This window comes from Dyadobacter diqingensis (assembly GCF_024220585.1).
In the GTDB taxonomy this organism is placed as follows: domain Bacteria; phylum Bacteroidota; class Bacteroidia; order Cytophagales; family Spirosomataceae; genus Dyadobacter; species Dyadobacter diqingensis.
In genome coordinates this window covers 500216-517111 of record NZ_JAMXKF010000004.1, presented here as the reverse complement: position 1 = coordinate 517111, position 16896 = coordinate 500216, and the positions used below count along the sequence as shown (strand labels likewise).

The 16896-nt window shown below is 42.3% G+C and carries 14 protein-coding genes; 11 read left to right on the top strand and 3 right to left on the bottom strand.

The genetic code is table 11. From position 1 onward, the window contains the following. The first annotated feature begins 10 nt into the window (after nt 1-10). The gene (gene menD / locus M1L62_RS14405) at nt 11-1732 is read left to right on the top strand and encodes a 2-succinyl-5-enolpyruvyl-6-hydroxy-3-cyclohexene-1-carboxylic-acid synthase (RefSeq protein ID WP_254560286.1); all 1722 of its coding nucleotides are present in this window, start codon (nt 11-13) and stop codon (nt 1730-1732) included. A gap of 1 nt (nt 1733) precedes the next feature. Here menD and M1L62_RS14400 read toward each other — a convergent pair whose 3' ends face one another. Continuing rightward, a complete protein-coding gene (locus M1L62_RS14400) occupies nt 1734-2726 on the bottom strand; it encodes a tetratricopeptide repeat protein (RefSeq protein WP_254560285.1) in 993 nt (330 codons plus the stop codon). A gap of 81 nt (nt 2727-2807) precedes the next feature. Between M1L62_RS14400 and M1L62_RS14395 the strand changes: the two genes are divergently transcribed. The 7 genes from M1L62_RS14395 to trmB all read left to right on the top strand — a co-directional run bounded on the left by M1L62_RS14395 (nt 2808) and on the right by trmB (nt 12113). Continuing rightward, on the top strand, nt 2808-3059 hold the full coding sequence (locus M1L62_RS14395; RefSeq protein WP_254560284.1) for a hypothetical protein: 252 nt from the start codon (nt 2808-2810) through the stop codon (nt 3057-3059). Between the two features lie 168 nt (nt 3060-3227). Beyond that, nucleotides 3228-6245, top strand: coding sequence for a tetratricopeptide repeat protein (locus M1L62_RS14390; protein WP_254560283.1), 3018 nt, complete (start codon nt 3228-3230; stop codon nt 6243-6245). A 38-nt stretch (nt 6246-6283) separates the two neighbouring features. Further along, the gene (locus M1L62_RS14385) at nt 6284-7954 is read left to right on the top strand and encodes a TonB-dependent receptor (RefSeq protein WP_254560282.1); all 1671 of its coding nucleotides are present in this window, start codon (nt 6284-6286) and stop codon (nt 7952-7954) included. A gap of 30 nt (nt 7955-7984) precedes the next feature. Next, nucleotides 7985-9082 (top strand): HU domain-containing protein, encoded by a 1098-nt coding sequence (locus tag M1L62_RS14380; RefSeq protein ID WP_254560281.1) that lies wholly within the window; start codon nt 7985-7987, stop codon nt 9080-9082. A 114-nt stretch (nt 9083-9196) separates the two neighbouring features. After that, nucleotides 9197-10123, top strand: a complete 927-nt coding sequence (locus tag M1L62_RS14375) for a hypothetical protein (protein WP_254560280.1) — start codon at nt 9197-9199, stop codon at nt 10121-10123. Nucleotides 10124-10129: 6 nt separating this feature from the next. Further along, a complete protein-coding gene (locus tag M1L62_RS14370; RefSeq protein WP_254560279.1) occupies nt 10130-11431 on the top strand; it encodes a bifunctional folylpolyglutamate synthase/dihydrofolate synthase in 1302 nt (433 codons plus the stop codon). A 19-nt stretch (nt 11432-11450) separates the two neighbouring features. Then, nucleotides 11451-12113: a tRNA (guanosine(46)-N7)-methyltransferase TrmB gene (gene trmB / locus M1L62_RS14365; protein ID WP_254560278.1), complete on the top strand. Its 663-nt coding sequence runs from the start codon at nt 11451-11453 to the stop codon at nt 12111-12113. Nucleotides 12114-12239: 126 nt separating this feature from the next. On the opposite strand, the gene gap is transcribed toward trmB, so the two are convergent. After that, on the bottom strand, nt 12240-13253 hold the full coding sequence (gap, locus tag M1L62_RS14360) for a type I glyceraldehyde-3-phosphate dehydrogenase (protein WP_254560277.1): 1014 nt from the start codon (nt 13251-13253) through the stop codon (nt 12240-12242). A 438-nt stretch (nt 13254-13691) separates the two neighbouring features. Between gap and M1L62_RS14355 the strand changes: the two genes are divergently transcribed. Next, nucleotides 13692-14507: a 2,3,4,5-tetrahydropyridine-2,6-dicarboxylate N-succinyltransferase gene (locus M1L62_RS14355; protein ID WP_254560276.1), complete on the top strand. Its 816-nt coding sequence runs from the start codon at nt 13692-13694 to the stop codon at nt 14505-14507. Nucleotides 14508-14802: 295 nt separating this feature from the next. After that, nucleotides 14803-15234: a helix-turn-helix transcriptional regulator gene (locus M1L62_RS14350; RefSeq protein ID WP_254560275.1), complete on the top strand. Its 432-nt coding sequence runs from the start codon at nt 14803-14805 to the stop codon at nt 15232-15234. 64 nt (nt 15235-15298) lie between these two features. Here M1L62_RS14350 and M1L62_RS14345 read toward each other — a convergent pair whose 3' ends face one another. Then, nucleotides 15299-15856 carry a hypothetical protein gene (locus M1L62_RS14345; RefSeq protein WP_254560274.1) on the bottom strand — a complete coding sequence of 186 codons (558 nt, stop codon included), beginning with the start codon at nt 15854-15856 and terminating at the stop codon, nt 15299-15301. Between the two features lie 117 nt (nt 15857-15973). Between M1L62_RS14345 and M1L62_RS14340 the strand changes: the two genes are divergently transcribed. Further along, complete coding sequence (locus tag M1L62_RS14340) at nt 15974-16852, top strand: LysR substrate-binding domain-containing protein (protein ID WP_254560273.1); 879 nt, start codon at nt 15974-15976, stop codon at nt 16850-16852. Nucleotides 16853-16896 lie beyond the last annotated feature (44 nt).

Below are 16896 nucleotides of genomic sequence, written 5' to 3'. Positions count from 1 at the left end.
TACAAACGAAATGGCATTATTACAGCCCTTAACAGATTTAGCCGAAATATGCTACGCCCATGGCATGCGGCACGTAGTGATATCCCCCGGATCCCGAAGTGCGGCGTTAACGCTCGCTTTTGTGCGCCATGACGGCTTTAAAAAGCACGTGGTGATGGATGAGAGGTCTGCGGGTTTTATAGCCCTTGGAATGGCTCAGCAATTGAATATGCCGGTGGTGTTGATCTGCACTTCCGGAAGTGCGGCCTATAACTATGCGCCGGCAGTTGCCGAAGCGTTTTTTCAGCAAATTTCTTTACTGATATTAACCGCCGATCGCCCTTCGGAATGGATCCATCAGCTGGATGGACAGACGATTTATCAGGCCGATATTTATGGGAAACATGTCAAGAAATCCTTTACATTTTCGTCCGATTATACGCACCAGGATGCCCGTTGGATGATCAACCGGACCGGCAATGAAGCTGCAATTCTTGCGCAGTCAAAACCTTTCGGTCCGGTACATATCAACGTACCGATACGCGAGCCTTTTTATCCCTCAGGGGAGGAAATAATTTCGGTTTCTCAGGAAGTAAGGGTGGTCAGAAAAACGGAATCGGAAGCGACTTTGTCCGTTGAAACCTGGCACGATTTATTAAATGCCTGGGATAGTTTTGACAGGATTTTAATAGCCGGCGGACAGCACCGAAGCAGCGAAAGGCTTAGTCATGCACTGGCCAAAATCTCTGAAGAGCTGGATGTTCCGGTGCTGGGCGACAGTCTGACCAATCAAAAGGGATATCAGGACTTTTTAACTTATCAAGATGTCTTTTTGCCCCATGCTAACACTGATAAGTTACGACCGGATTTGCTCATTACCTACGGGTTGTCTTTCATCTCCAAGGCCTTCAAACAATTTTTGCAGAAAAATCCGGCTATTCAGCACTGGCATATCAGTGAAGATAGCCATTTGGTTGATACATTTTACTCCCTGAACCGTCAAATTCCCGTTTCTGCTGAATATTTTTTCGAGAATTTGTTTGAGAAGATTGATTATCAGCTGTTTGTCCAGGGCTCGGATCCTGAAAACGATACCTCTTATAAGGCGCACTGGAAAGCAAATGATTCGAACGCAGGCGTTATTTTAAGGCAATATCTCGATAATCTATCAGTGTTAAATGATCTAACATCTGTTAATTTACTCATTAATTCAATTCCGGAAGGAGCTCAGCTTCACATTGCCAACAGTATGCCGATCAGGTATGTTAATGCATTGGGAAATCATGTTTCTCACGTCGAAATTTTTGCAAATCGTGGGACAAGTGGTATTGATGGCTGCGTAAGTACGGCCATTGGTGCGGCCATGGTAACCGCTAAACCGGTATTTTTACTGGTCGGTGACGTTGCATTTTTATATGACCGGAACGGGTTGTTGATCCAGCCGTTACCAGACAATTTAAAGATTGTTGTGCTCAACAATAGTGGCGGTAATATATTCAGGATGATCGACGGTCCGGCCGCTCTGCCTGAGCTTGAAAATTACTTTGAAACGAGACATAATTTTACCGCAAAACGCACGTCTGAAGATTCCCATATTACCTACTTCGAAGCAGATAATATGGAAACATTAAAGGACGTATTAAGTGTCTTTTTGCAAACGGATAAAACAAGTCTGCTGGAAGTATTTACAGACCCGGTTGAGAACGCGAAAACCTGGAAAGGACTAAAATCCTACGTAGGTGAAAATTGGTAAATTAATTGCAGTTTTTAGCCAGTTCTTGTATCGCAACTGAGTCTTTAAGTACTACCCCTTTTTTCCATATCTCACAGGCCTTGGTCTTGTTATTCTGACTGTAATAAAGGCGCCCTGTAAAGCCATAGAGCAACTCCACCGGTTCGGCGAGCTCTATGGCTTTATTCATTTCGACAAGGGCCTTCTCTGGCTCGTTGCTGGCCTGGTAATAAAGCCCCAGATTACGCAGCGCATAGCCATTATCAGGCTGGGCTTCCAATGTCCTGTCTATGAGCTTTTTTGCCTCGTTTAAGGCGCCCGTTTGAATCAGGACGTACCCTTTGTTATTTAACGCCAAAGGATCGGCAGGATTGAAATTCAGGATCCTGTCAAAATAGAAAACCGCATCTTTCCAGTTCCTGTTGTTTGTGGCAATCAGACCAAGGTTATTGAGGGCTTCCGGCTGAGCAGGGTTAAGTTTAATCGCAGCTACAAAATCCTCCTTCGCCAGTGGATAGGAGTGGAGCTTGTAATAGACCGCACCCCGGTTTACAAATGCCTCGACATTTTTCGGATCAAGCGAAATGGATTTGTCAAAATCTGCAAGTGCTTCCGATGTCCGGCTGACGGCGTCCATGAGATTGCCCCGGATCAGAAAATATTTTGACGAGTCGGCGTAATCTTTCGTAATCTTTTTCAAATCTTCTTCCGCCCCTTTAAAATCGCCCAAACGGAGCAAAGATTCGGATCTGACGAGATTTGCCTGTACAAGTGTAGGATCAAGGTTAATTGCTTCTGTCAAAACCTCGCGGGCATCACTTATTTTGCCTATTTTCATTAATGCGATGCCTTTGTTTAGGTAAGCATCCGGGAAATCGTGATTTTTGGCAATGGCTTCATCGTAGAGTCGAATGGCCTCGGTATAATTGTTTTGTTTTAAAGCTACATTCGCTTTTAAAAAAAAGTCTGCCGAATCTTTTTTATCCTGACCACCGCAAGATAAAAATATTAGCACTATATAAATTAGTAAACTATGTTTTAGCAATGAATTCATCCCAATTTTCTATTGATTACTTTTGCAAAAATTTTTTTACCTATGAGATATATTAAAGATATTCCCCATCAACAATTCAAGATCAGTATTTACCAATGGAACAATAAGTACATTATCAAGATCGAAGCCGGTATGTTCGAGCAAACTTACAAAATCGATGAATACGAGATTACAAACCTCGAAGAAATCGAAAAGTGTATGGATGTCCCGTTTCTCGAGAAAGTCTCCGGCAGATTTGAGGCTATGCAAGGCGATTTTGGTGATACATTGCAGCGTAATGATGTTGTATTCTAGTCGTTACAGCGCCGGAGAAAATATCATTTAACATCAACTATACGGTTTTTAAGCCCTTTACGTTAAGTACCAAATAATATCAGCAGGTAACAGCCGAAGGGCTTTGTCTTTACATTATTTATGATTAAACAGATTAAATCACCTCAGAAATCCACAAAACTAACCCCTATGCTTTTAAAACATGGCACTTACGCGCTCGGTTTAGGCTTATGTGTGGGTTCGTATTCGGTTAATGCTCAGAGCACATTGAGTTATACGGAACCGGAAGCGCACTTTCGCAATGGTCTTGAATATTATGAAAAATCAAATTTCGTCGCTGCCAGACAGGAATTCGGAGAATATCTGAATACTAATGATAAACTCCTTAGTACCAGTGATTATAACAAAGTCACGGCAGAATATTACGTGGCGGTCACCGGCTTGTACCTTAATTATCCGGAAGCGGAAGTTCAGGTAGACCGTTTTGTAAGAAACCATGCAGAACATCCGAAGGCGCAGCAAATCTACGGAGACCTTGGCCGTTATTATTACGAGGCAGGGCAGTATGATAAAGCGATCACTTATCTTGAAAAGGCTGTAAAGCTGCCTGGTAACGGCGGCAGAAAGATGGAGAGCACTTATCAGCTTGCCATGGCCTATTACAATACCAAACAGCTGGACGCCGCTTTACCGCTGTTTAACGAGGTTAAAAAAGATCCATCCTTTGCCAACTCAGGAGACGCGGCATACTACGCCGGGGTGATCAACTATCAGAAAAACAATTTTGAAGAAGCCTATCAGGATTTTTTACAGGTAGAAAACCATCCCTATTACAAAGAGGAAGCGCCAAACTGGATCATTTCTTCTCTGTATCAGTTAAAACAATACGATAAGTTACTGGCATACGGTGAGAAAATTCTTGCACAACAACGGGGTGGAACGAAAATTGCCGAAGTAGCATTGTATGTAGCAGAAGTCTACTATGAAAAAGGAGACTACGCTGCGGCTGTAAAAGCATACGAGCGATATAATAAAATGAAAGCCGGATCTGTTCCTCCATCCGTTGCTTTACACTACGGACACTCTTTGTTTCGTACAAACAATTATCAGGGAACAATTTCCACACTTAAGGGAGTTTCTGCTGGCAAAGATTCTGTATCGCAGTACTCTTCATATCTATTAGGAATCAGCTACTTAAAGACTAGTAATTTAAGTTATGCTTTAACAGCATTGGACAACGCAGCGCGGTTGGATTTCAACCAGGTGGTGAAAGAAGAAGCTGCTTACAATCATGCGAAAGTGCAATTGGATCTTGGCAACAATAATGACGCTGTAAAAGAATTCAACGCATTCATTGCTAAATACCCCAATAGCAAACACCAGGAGGAAGCGTCAGAGCTTGTTGCGGAAGGTTATTCAGGAGCAAGCAATAATCTTGGCGCGATCACGTACATCGAAGGCCTTTCAAAGAGGAACACGAAAATCAACACCACCTATCAGCGGTTAACTTTTAACCAGGGTGTTGTCGAGTTTAATCAGGAACGCTTCGAACAGGCGCTGGCTCTTTTCAATAAGTCGATCAAATTCCCGATTGATGAAGACATTTTCCTGGCAGCAACTTTTTACAAGGCAGAAGCGAATACCGGATTGAAGAAAATGGATGATGCGGTTTCCATTTACACGCAGCTCTCTAAAAATCCGAAAGCGGGTATTTATGCAAGAAAGAGTTTGTACGCGTTAGGATATGTTTACTACAATCAGAAGAAATACAGCCAGGCGCTGGGTTATTTCAAGGATTTTGTGAGTAACACTGAAGGGATGGAGGCAAGCATTATCGAAGACGCTCACGTTCGTCTGGCCGACTGTTACCTGGCTGCCAAAAATTACAATGAGGCGATCAGTGTGTATGACAAGGTTTCAGCGAAAGGGAAAATCGATAAGGACTATGCATTGTTCCAGAAAGCGCGTGCCTATGTGTACATGAACAAGGAGCAGGATGCACGCCGTCAGTTTGAGCAGATGATCAGCCAGTATCCTGGTTCGCGTTATCTGGACGACGCTTATTTCCAACTGGCCGATATCGATTTCAAAAACGGAAGTTATTCGGCTGCTGTAAAGGGCTTTACCCGTATGATCAACGAAAAACCGAAGAGTTACCTGATCCCGGCCGCTCTTTTACGTCGTGCGCAGTCTTACTATAACCTGCAGGTTTACGAGCAGGCGATTGTCGATTTCCGCAAAATACTTTCTGAATACTCTGATTCGCCATCGGCAAGCAGTGCACTGGAAGGTATCCAGGAAAGTTACACTGCGGTAGGCCGTCCGGAGGAATTTACGCAGGTCCTTGGCGTTGTCAGAAAAAATAATCCTGGTAACGACAAACTCGAAGAAGTTGAATTCGATAACGTTCGGAACCTCTATTATGCTGAGAAATACGAAAATGCAAAACAGGCGTTGCTTGAATTCCTGAACAGTTATCCTTCCAGCAAACATCAGTATGACGCCCGTTATTTTGTAGCTGCGTCCTTCGATAAAACCGGAAATGTGGCCGAAGCTTTGCAGTATTACGGCAAGGTGGTTCAGGAAAACCGTTCACAATATGTAGCAGCAGCCGCGCAGCGTTCGGCGGAACTGGAAATCGGACGTGGCAACTTTAACAACGCCGTTACCAATTTCAGAGTGCTTTTGCGCAATTCTGAAAACAAGAAAGAACAGGCGCAGGCATGGATCGGTCTGATGGATACCTACTACAACTTAAAAAGCTACGATTCAACATTGTATTATGCCAAAGAAGTTGTGAATGCAGGAAATGTCGTTCCGGGCGGACTGGGTAAGGCGCAGCTTTATCTGGGCAAGGTTCCTTATGAAAAAGGAGATCTGAACAAAGCATCGGAGGAATTCAAAAAATTGGCCAGTACTTCAAAAGATGAGTACGGAGCCGAAGCGAATTACATGGTTGCGACGATTTTATTTAAAAATAAGAAATATAAAGAGGCCGAAACAGCTATTCTGGATATGAGCAAGACCTTCGAAGGTTTTGACTTCTGGCGGGTTCGTTCGTTTATATTGCTTGCGGATGTTTACATGGGTATGAAAGAAGTTGGACAGGCAAAGGCAACGCTGACCTCCATTATTGAAAATTCAGATGATCAGGAGGCTGTGACACTTGCAAAAGCGAAACTGGCCCAGTTTGAAAAACAAAAATGATAAAATCCTGTCGAAGCAAACAGCAAAAAATATTTCTTATGACGCATTCAAGAACCATTCGTACATCCATATTTTTATTGACACTGGGTTTTTCCGGTCATCTGGCAATGGCCCAGAGAGGAGAAATCGAGAGCCAGACTTATGAAATCGTAAAGGAAAAGAGCATTGAGTTTGCCCCCGCAAACCGCCTTTTTGATAAAGTGCAGCCTTTTCCCGGGACTACAAAAGAGAAAAAAGTTAACTATCAGATCCTGGATCCGCAGATTAACATCGCTTCGCCGAAGCTGACACCGACTGTGGCCACGTCATCCGATGAAAAGGAGCGTCAGGATAAGCCTGATGTTTTGAACAATTACATCAAGCTGGGTGCTGGCAATTATGGCCGGTTTCTGGGCGAAGCTTTCGTAAGCGGTAAGCGCGCGGAAGATCTCGTTTTCACAGGGCAGGTGAAACATCTTTCGGCTGGCAACGGTCCGGTAGACGGTAAAAATTCTGCGAATGCGGCCACGAATATCAAGGTGGGAGGGAAATATATCATGAGCACCTACAAAGTGGACGGATCGCTCGAGTATGACCGTAAAAACTATTACTTCTACGGGTATAAGCCACAGCCGGAATCATACGTGGTGAACCGGGACAGTCTGCGCCAGACGATCAACCAGTTTGGTTTTAGTCTGGGTTTTGAAAATACAGACCCTTCGGTTGCTGTGGATTATTCGGTAAAGACGAGCCTGAATACGCTGAAAGACCGCTATGATGCGTCTGAGCTTGACTGGGGAACAACGCTGAATGCCTCTGTTCCGATCTCAGAGTCATTTTATGCGCAACTCGAAGCTGGCGCGTTTATTTCACAAAGGGTGGATGCTTTAACATACAACCGGAATTTATACCGTGTTAAACCGACCTTTAAATATACTTCTGATGTATTTACTGTAACGGCCGGGGTAAACGCTGTGAACCAAACGGACAATCAGCTGAACATTAACAAGACGAAAGCATATCCGGTACTGAACATCGATGTAAACCCGATCAGCGGGGTACATATCTTCGGGGGCTGGAATGGTGATGTAGTCCGGAATACGTTAAAGAGTATGCTCGGAGAGAATCAATGGCTGGGGTCTAACGTGTTGATTGTAAACACCGAAAAAACGGCTGATTTGTTTGCCGGTGTAAAAGGAGAAGTTGCCGGAGGATTTAATTATGAGGGCAAGGTATCTTATACGCATTACCGTAATTTTTACAACTTTAACAACGCGTTGGTCGACACCTCCAAGTTCTCAATCATTTACGATCCTGCTAAGACAAAGGTGTTAAATATTTCAGGACAAGCAGGTTATGCTTTCAATGATTTGTTCAAAAGTTCGTTGAAGATTAATTACTATGACTATGCGATGGGTTCTGTGGAAGAAGCATGGCACCGTCCGGACCTTACGTTAAACTGGTTTAACGCTTTGACGATTAGCAAAAAATTATTCGTCACTGCCGATTTTTATATGCTGAGAGGAATAAAAGCGAAAAATTTTCAGACGGGAGTTGTTACAAAATTGCCTGTCATTGCCGACCTGAATTTGAAGATTGATTATCTGTTAACCAGGAACTTCTCCGCCTTTGTAGCCATCAATAACCTCTTTGGAAAGGAGTACCAGCGTTACCAGTACTACCCGCAGCAGGGTTTGAACTTTGTTGGAGGATTGTCTTTTTCTTTTTAACTTCGCTGTGTTCATCACAAAATACTCTTCATGATCGCTGTTGAAACTGTAATAAGAAAATTGGTAAGTGACTACGAATTCGTAATCATACCAGGCTTTGGGGCGCTGCTTTCGCACCAGGCTCAGGCATTTTATAATGCCGAGACGGGTGTATTCTCTCCTCCTAACAAGAGGTTGGCATTCAACGAGTTCCTTAAACTGGATGATGGATTACTTGCTAATTTTATCTCCCGTCACGAGCAGATCACGCACTCAGAAGCGGTGGCTCATGTAAGGAATTATACAGATAGACTTCGTACTTCTTTGCAGGCAACGGAACGTGCGATCATTGAAGGCATCGGTGAATTCAGGATGAACATCGAAGGTAAACTGGTTTTCGAGCCTAATACTGAAAAGTACTTTAAGGACGAATGGTACGGTTTCAGAAGCACAACAGCGAAATTTGCTGAGAAAAAGGCTTCTGTTATAACCATGCCGGTTGTCGATGTACACGATGATCACGTTGAAGTACTGGAAGAAGAAGAAGTTAAGCCATTCAGGACGAACTGGATAGGGTGGGCTTCTGCCGCGATGATTGCGGGTATCATGTGTTATTTCAGTCTGTTCTTTGTTTCATCGAATGGTGAAAACAAGAGTACGTTAAACCCTTTTACGAGCTTGTTTGAAAAGATGAGCTACACTTCCGCGGAGAAAACGGTGAAAAAAGCCGCTCCGGTTGTCGAACGTAAAGTGGTGTATGTGGTTAAGAAAGCTCCTGTTCAACCTGTCGTTGTGGAAGAGACTCCGGCAGTGAAGGAGCCCGTAGCCGCCGAGAAAACAGCACCGGCGGTTGAAATTAAAAAAGAAACCGTGGCACCGATCGCAGCAGCTGCGCCGGTTGTTTCTGCCAGCAAGCAGTATTTTCTGATCGCCGGAACTTTCAAGGGAAGCAAACAAGCCAATGTGTTGCTGGAAGATTTGAAGAAAAAGGGATTTACCGAGGCAGTGGTGATCGATGCTGATAAGTACAGCAACAAGTACAAAGTTGCTGTTGAAGGTTTCGAACGCGAAGGTGATGCTTACCGCGCTTCCTCAAAACTGAAAAAGGTGATTGGAGAAGAGGGCTGGGTTTTCAGAAAGAGACAGTAAAAATTGACGATAGAAAATAGAAAGAAGGAGCCCCGAAAAGGCTCCTTCTTTTGTTATTATACGAAAATGACATAAATTTACGTTCAACAGAAAATCACAAACGAATCAAAATCAATGTTTGAATTACAAGCAGAAGATCGTCAGCGAATAGCAATATCCTGGGCTATGTCTTTTGGTATCACCATTGCTTTGCTGGGTATATTTTTCTTTATACGCCTGAGCAGCTCGGTACCCAAGGTTGAGCCAATGGAGCTTTTTGTTGAAGTTAATTATGGTACCAGTAAAGTGGGAAAAGGGGATATCCAGACCTACAACAAACCGAGCAATTCCAAGGTGCGGGAAAATATGCGTGCGGAAGCGGAAGAGACAAAGGAAAGAAAATCTGTCGCTACGCCAAAGCCAACCCCTCCGACACCACCCAAAATAGAGTCTGTTAAGCCTACCAAAACGGTTGCTGAAAAACCTGCGATCACATCAAAAGTGGAAAGCCCGGTGGAAGCGCCTGAAAAAACAGATGTTAAAAAATCAACAGGAAGTGTGTCCTCCTCGACACCTGTGGCCAAGCCTGCGCCTGAAAAAGCTGTTAACAAAGACGCTCTTTTTACGAAATCTTCCGGAAGTAAATCTGGCAGTAATGGTACCAATGGGACTAAAAGTGGGGTGGGCGGAAACAACAACGGTGACGATGCAGAAGGCCTTGGTGATAAAGGAGCGAAATCAGGCAGTTTATTTGCAAAAACATACAAAGGTGAAGGCGGCGGTGGCGGAACGGCTGTGGGGCTAAGTTTATCGGGCTGGAAGTGGTCCAGACGTCCGGTTGTGAATGACAAATCTGACGCAACAGGATCAATCACTTTTAAAATCACGGTTGACAAAAATGGCCGGGTTAAAAATATCATCACGCAAAGCACCACAGTGACTGACTATGCGGTGGTCAACCAATACCGTAGTGCAGTTCGTGAGCTTACATTTATTTCCCAATCATCTAATGTTCCGGAAGAGTCAACAGGAACGATCACTTTCAAAATCAGTTCGCAGTAATAAGTAATGAATTATCAGGAAACAATCGACTATCTGTATAGTCGTTTACCAGTCTTTCAAAATATCGGGGCCCGTGCTTTTAAGCCGGGCCTTCATACTACCCTCCAACTCTGTAAACATCTGGGAGATCCACAGGAAAAGTACAAAACGATTCATGTGGGCGGTACCAATGGCAAGGGCAGCACATCCCATATGCTGGCTTCGGTTTTGCAGGAAGCCGGTTATAAGGTCGGTTTGTACACATCCCCTCATTTAAAGTCATTTACCGAACGTATAAAGGTCAACGGGACTCGTGTCGATGAAGATTTTATTTGCGAATTTACCGCTGTTAATAAATCTTACATTGAGAGTTTAAGTCCGTCTTTTTTCGAGGTAACGGTGGCAATGGCTTTCGCTTATTTCGAAAAGTGCAATGTAGACATTGCAGTGATTGAGGTAGGGATGGGCGGAAGATTGGATTCGACCAACGTAATTACACCGGTTTTATCCGTGATCACCAACGTCAGTTATGACCATACCCAGTTCCTGGGAGATACGCTTGGTAAAATTGCTTTTGAAAAATCGGGAATTATTAAACCCGATGTACGAGCGGTGATCAGTGAGCGTCAGGATAAAGAGATCACAGACGTATTTGATCAGGCTTCTTCGGAAAGAAATGCGGGAATTCGTTACGGATCTGATTTATTCGAAACCGTTAATGCCCGTCATGACAATGGAAAACTTTCTTTGGATATCCGGGACAGAGCGACAAATGTGACGGTATATGAAGATCTGAAACTGGATCTGGCTGGGATTTACCAACTCAAAAATATTTGTGGGGTCATTACAGCTATCGATTCATTGCGGAAGACTGGTCTTCAAATTTCGAAGGAAGCTGTTTTCCAGGGTTTGTCTTCGGTGGTGGCCAATACAGGGTTAAAGGGGCGCTGGCAAAAATTGAGTGACAGTCCGCTGGCGTATTGTGACACTGCGCACAATTATGCAGGTGTAAGTTATACCATGCAGCAGTTTAAGAGCATCCCGTCAAATCAGAAAAGGTTTGTAATCGGTTTTGTGGCCGACAAGGATATTTCGGCTATTTTAAAACTGTTTCCAACGGACGGGAAATATTATTTCTGCCAGCCGTCCAATATGCGTGCATTAAATGCGTCAGATTTGCAACAGGAAGCACTTAAAGTGGGTTTGTATGGGTCAGTTTACCCCGACGTTAATATCGCCCTGGAGACCGCAATTTTAGAATCAAATCCGGATGATACGATCTACGTGGGTGGGAGCACTTTCGTGGTGGCAGATCTGAATCAGTTATAGTTTGTTGAATTAATTTAAGATGTCGAGAAGAAAATTACACCATTACGAGTTCAGTGCCCAGGCAGTCAATGTCATTGAAAAAGGGAAACCGTTATATACTTCGGTTAAAGGTAAGTGGAATGAATTGTACTTTAACAACGAAAATCCGATCGTACTCGAACTAGCTTGTGGAAAAGGAGAGTACACGATTGGGCTTGGTCAGGTTTTTCCGGATAAGAATTTTATCGGGATGGATATCAAGGGAGACCGCATTGCCAGAGGAAGCCAGTCGGCCAGTGAAGCAGGGTTAACCAATGTAGCTTTTTTAAGGGCAGGAATTCAGTATTCAGACGAGTTTTTTGAGGAAAATGAGCTTGATGAGATCTGGCTTATTCACCCGGACCCGCAGGTTCGTGACAGGGATGAAGCGAAACGATTGACAAATCCTGACTTTTTAAGCAATTATGCGAAGTACTTAAAGAAGGATGGGTTATTTTGTCTGAAAACGGACAGTACTTTTTTGTACGAATATAGTCTGGAAACGATAAGTAATTCGGGGAAATACGAAATTGTAGAACATACAGATGACTTATATCATTCTCCGCTTCTCGAAGAGCACCACGGTGTGAAGACGCATTACGAAAAGATCTTCGTCGCGAAAGGGTATACGATCAAATTCATTAAGTCTGTTATGATCGCTTAGCATGTACGTTCATGATCCTGGAAATTGAACGTGCGGATCATTTTTAGGGGTAATAAGTTCTGAGGCAAAAAAAATCCCGGATTGTCATGACGACGATCCGGGATTTTTAGTATTTAGCAATACTAATTACTTACTCAAAAGAGTAGCAAAGTAGTTTACAGTACGAACCAATTGTGAAACGTATGACATTTCGTTATCATACCAGCTTACAGTTCTTACCAATTGAGTATCGCCGATTTTCTGAACTTTCGTTTGTGTTGCATCGAATAGAGAACCGTAGCTGATACCGATAATATCGCTGCTCACGATCTCATCTTCTGTATATCCGTAACTTTCGTTCGCAGCAGCCTTCATAGCAGCGTTGATCTCTTCTACGCTTGTTTCTTTACCCAGGATTACTGTTAATTCAGTAAGAGAACCTGTAAGAGTTGGTACACGTTGTGCTGATCCGTCCAATTTACCTTTCAATGAAGGCAATACAAGACCGATTGCTTTTGCAGCACCAGTACTGTTAGGTACAATGTTTTGCGCAGCAGCACGTGCTCTTCTCAAATCACCTTTTGGGTGTGGAGAATCTTGTGTATTCTGATCGTTTGTATAAGCGTGGATTGTTGTCATCAACCCGTTCACGATACCAAATTTATCTTCAAGAACCTGTGCCATTGGAGCAAGACAGTTCGTTGTACAAGATGCTGCACTGATAATTGTCTCAGAACCGTCCAAAATGTCATGGTTAACATTAAATACGATTGTTTTAAGATCACCCGTTGCAGGAGCAGAAATAACAACTTTCTTAGCGCCAGCCTTGATGTGTCCTTCTGCTGATTCTTTGCTTGTAAAGAATCCTGTACATTCAAGAACTACGTCAACATCATGAGATCCCCATGGAATTAGGGTAGGGTCTTTCTGAGCATATATTACTACGTTTTCACCGTTTATAACGATAGAATTTTCCGTAGAAGTTACTTCTGCATTGAATCTGCCTTGTGCTGTATCGTATTTAAGTAGGTGAGCTAATACTTTAGGGCTAGTTAGGTCATTGATGGCTACGATATCGATGCCTTCCATGTTATAGATTTGGCGATAAACAAGACGGCCAATACGTCCAAAACCATTGATTGCAACTTTAACTTTTGACATGTGCTTATAAGGATTATGTTATTACAGGGCAATATTAAGAAAAATGAGCGCGGATTTAAAGGATTTTCGAGAATAATTGGAAAATCGTAAAGTATTAAAGATAGTCTATTCACAGTAGTTAAGTTAAAGATATTAACTACTTAATTTAGTAAATTACTAATCTAATTATTTTAGTAATTTCGATTAATTGCTAATTTATGTAGTTAGTATTGCCGATACTTATTAGTTTTCCTATTTAATTCTCTGATGAATTTTCATTTTATTTACTGCCTGTAATCCTATATATTTGTCGGTAGTCATTGCGATTGGACCTGTGTTTCTCTTCATGCTATTGTTTAATTATTTATATTCAATAGGAGGGAGTGAAAATTTCTAAACAAATCGTAACTATCTATATTACAATACTTTAAATACTTTTAATTAATTAATTACTTTAACATGAGCCTTAACACTCAAATTGAACAGTTCTGGTCGAACCGCGAATTATTGAAAGACCCAGCTAACATTGAGATCATTAAAAACATTATAGAAGAAGTTGACAAGGGGAGGCTTCGTGTCGCAGAACCACAGGAAGACGGCTCGTGGTTAGTAAACGAAGCGTTGAAAAAAGCCATCATCTTGTATTTCCCAATCCAGCAGATGGAAGTAAGTGAAGTTGGTATTTTTGAATATCACGACAAAATGAAACTTAAAACAGGTTATGATAAGCTGGGTGTTCGCGTTGTGCCGCCAGCAGTTGCCCGTTATGGCGCATATATTTCAAAGGGAGTTGTATTGATGCCATCTTACGTAAACATCGGTGCGTACATAGATGAAGGAACGATGGTTGATACCTGGGCTACGGTGGGTAGTTGTGCGCAGATTGGAAAGAATGTACACCTAAGCGGCGGCGTAGGAATAGGCGGCGTTTTAGAGCCGGTACAGGCTGCTCCGGTAATCATCGAGGACGGTGCATTTATTGGTTCTCGCTGTATCGTTGTGGAAGGTGCTCACATTGGTAAAAGGGCCGTTCTCGGCGCTGGTGTAACCATCACAGGCAGCTCTAAAATCATTGATGTAACAGGTCCTGAACCTGTCGAATATAAGGGTTTTGTCCCTGCTGATTCTGTTGTTATTCCGGGAACATTGCCTAAGCAGTTTGCGGCTGGAACCTACAATGTTCCATGTGCATTGATCATTGGAAAGCGTAAAGCGAGCACAGATTTGAAGACTTCTTTAAACGAAGCACTTCGCGAAAACAACGTTACAGTTTAACTTTCTGTATAATATTAATACCATAGTTAACATCCAGGTATTTAATTTATTAAAGTGCGATATCCGTCAAGGGTATCGCACTTTTTTTATTTACTTAATTAACTCTGAGATTAAATACATAAAATACACGTAATCAACAAGTTTACAATTGTAAATAGTAATGTAAATTCACAATTGTGTTCGTAATTTACATTCTTAAATTATAAAATTTACTTTTGTATTGTTTACAAAAGTAAATTTATTTATTTTTGTAAGTAGTGATTTACAAATGTGCAGCTGTTTAATATTGTATACTATGGATTTGAACGAGAAAATAAAGCAAATACTGGTTGACAAAAATATATCACCTTCTCACTTTGCTGATGAGATCGGAATACAGCGATCAAGCATTTCTCACATCATTGCCGGTAGGAATAAACCAAGTTTGGACATTGTTCAGAAAATCATACGAAGATTCCCGGATTTGGGTATTAATTGGATTTTGGAAGACGAAGATTTACCGGAATCTATCAGTGAAATAAAACCTTTTAAAGCAGATAATTACACCCTTTTTAACGGTCAGAAAAGTGGTATTTCCAGCCACTCAGAATCCCGTAGAAATAACGGCGCCCATCAGATTCCCACACATGAAAATCTCAGAGGAGACAAATACCCGGCTCCGGAAGAAAAAAAAGTCGAGCGGATTCTGATCTTCTATTCCGACGGAACATTTCAGGAATTCAAGTAGAGCCGCCCAATTGATCCCGGATATTTATCTTATCTCTTAATCTGACAAAGCCATAACACCAGGGTTAAAATGGCTGATTGTATTTTCCGGTCAATGCTTTGTTTTCAATACTTTTGGCGAACAAGGGAGTTTCTTCGCGATTATGTTCGTCGGAGGCCAGTTGCCTTGATTCTTGTGCTTTTCCCAAACTGATGTTGTGCTCTTTGATGAAATCGAAAAATTCAGGGGTGGCTGTTGCATGAATTGTATTGCTGTATTCACAGGTATCTTCATCAATTTTTGTAGCACGAAGTTCCCATAAAACCTGCACCTTGGTTCTCCCGTTTGAGCTGATCGCGTCAGATACCGACAACATTTTACAATAATCAGGCTGATGTACCAGGGCAACATAATGCTGCACCATCAATGCGTCTCCAATTGTTTCAACATTAAGCGAAACAGGCTGGCCGTCGAAAGTTGCCGAAATTGCCGCGCCAATGTGTTTAGTAGAACAACGCTGATACTCGGCATCGGGAAGGTTTAGCAACCAATCGGCAATATTTACTTTCTCGATTGGGGCGTTGATAATCGCTTTTACCTCTGATTGGGAGAGTGCATTTTCTAGTGTTTGTATGATTTCCATAAAGTTTTGTTTTTGTTTCTCCAAAAGTCCGAATGAAAAATCAATCGTCTAAACTCTTTTTTTCGATTAGATTGATCGAAATTTCCGATAACAAGTATATTTTCGCTACATTCGAAAATGGAATTAAGACAACTTAAGTATTTTATCAAGGCAGCAGAGCGGTCGAATTTTACCGAAGCTGCGGCAATTTTGAACATCAGCCAGAGCACACTGTCGCAGCAGATTAAACAATTGGAAGATGAATTAGGGATTCCACTTTTTGATAGGATTGCTAAACGGGTATTTTTGACAGAAGCGGGCAGATTATTTTTGCCACACGCAATTCATACCGTGCGTAAGTCGGAAGACGGGCGGGCAATGATCAGGGAACTTAGTGATATTCAGGCCGGTTCCTTAACGATCGGGCTGACTTATGGCCTTTCTCCATTGCTCACCCGAGCCTTAATTCGTTTTTCCGAAAAATACCCTAAAATTAAAATCACTATTGAATTTGGTACTTCAGATGCGCTGCTAAGATTAATTTCGGAGTCGAAACTGGACTTCGCATTGTCTTTTGTATCAGTCCGACAGACCCAAAGTTATGTTTCTTATCCGCTTTTTAAATCCGTGTTATCTCTGATCGCCCATCAGGATCATCCTTGTGCCGCCCACCAAACCACGACTATCGCTGATTTGGCTAAACTACCACTTGTTCTGCCGGTTAAAGGATATAGTATTCGTGCATTTTTAGATAAAGCACTTTCGGAGGTGAATGTAATTCCTGATATCGTTATGGAAATGAACGATATCGACATGCTGCTGAAACTTGTAGATACAGGAAAGTGGTGTACGGTTTTGATGAAAACTTCTTTATTCAATTATCCTTCGCTTGTTGCAGTTCCGATCATTGGGGACGAAATGGAAAGACAGGCGACAATTACCTGGCCAACTGATGTTTACAGAAAAAAGTCAGCAATCGAATTTGCCGCTTTTTTGGAAATGGCAGCTCTCTCTTAATTGAAAATACCCAACCTCAACGACAAGCCTGATCACCACAATGA

Coding starts and splice junctions, on each gene's coding strand:
- menD (WP_254560286.1), top strand. CDS start 11: ATGGCATTATTACAGCCCTTAACAGATTTAGCCGAAATATGCTACGCC.
- M1L62_RS14395 (WP_254560284.1), top strand. CDS start 2,808: ATGAGATATATTAAAGATATTCCCCATCAACAATTCAAGATCAGTATT.
- M1L62_RS14390 (WP_254560283.1), top strand. CDS start 3,228: ATGCTTTTAAAACATGGCACTTACGCGCTCGGTTTAGGCTTATGTGTG.
- M1L62_RS14385 (WP_254560282.1), top strand. CDS start 6,284: ATGACGCATTCAAGAACCATTCGTACATCCATATTTTTATTGACACTG.
- M1L62_RS14380 (WP_254560281.1), top strand. CDS start 7,985: ATGATCGCTGTTGAAACTGTAATAAGAAAATTGGTAAGTGACTACGAA.
- M1L62_RS14375 (WP_254560280.1), top strand. CDS start 9,197: ATGTTTGAATTACAAGCAGAAGATCGTCAGCGAATAGCAATATCCTGG.
- M1L62_RS14370 (WP_254560279.1), top strand. CDS start 10,130: ATGAATTATCAGGAAACAATCGACTATCTGTATAGTCGTTTACCAGTC.
- trmB (WP_254560278.1), top strand. CDS start 11,451: ATGTCGAGAAGAAAATTACACCATTACGAGTTCAGTGCCCAGGCAGTC.
- gap (WP_254560277.1), bottom strand. CDS start 13,253: ATGTCAAAAGTTAAAGTTGCAATCAATGGTTTTGGACGTATTGGCCGT.
- M1L62_RS14355 (WP_254560276.1), top strand. CDS start 13,692: ATGAGCCTTAACACTCAAATTGAACAGTTCTGGTCGAACCGCGAATTA.
- M1L62_RS14350 (WP_254560275.1), top strand. CDS start 14,803: ATGGATTTGAACGAGAAAATAAAGCAAATACTGGTTGACAAAAATATA.
- M1L62_RS14345 (WP_254560274.1), bottom strand. CDS start 15,856: ATGGAAATCATACAAACACTAGAAAATGCACTCTCCCAATCAGAGGTA.
- M1L62_RS14340 (WP_254560273.1), top strand. CDS start 15,974: ATGGAATTAAGACAACTTAAGTATTTTATCAAGGCAGCAGAGCGGTCG.